The 231-nt window shown below is 29.4% G+C and carries 1 pseudogene; it reads left to right on the forward strand.

The features are described 5' to 3' along the window. Window positions 1-231 (forward strand): annotated as a pseudogene (locus HB860_RS22120) (plasmid stabilization protein); the annotation flags it as partial.

The raw sequence follows: 231 nt of genomic DNA on the forward strand, positions 1-231 counted from the left end.
TATGATGTATGCGGGTGTTCGCTTTACAGGATTTACTGATATTTTAATAAAAGGAAATAGGTTTGATAAGAAAACTAAAGAGGAAAGTGGACACTATCGTGAAAATGGTGCCGCTTTAGTTAATGCTTATAGTTATAAAAATGTTAAAGATATATTAGATTTGAATAAACATGTGACTATTACTGGAAATGTATTTAATATTGCTGATTCTAACACTAAAGCAATACGAGT

The sequence above is a fragment of the Aeromonas genomosp. paramedia genome (genome assembly GCF_023093515.1).
In the GTDB taxonomy this organism is placed as follows: domain Bacteria; phylum Pseudomonadota; class Gammaproteobacteria; order Enterobacterales; family Aeromonadaceae; genus Aeromonas.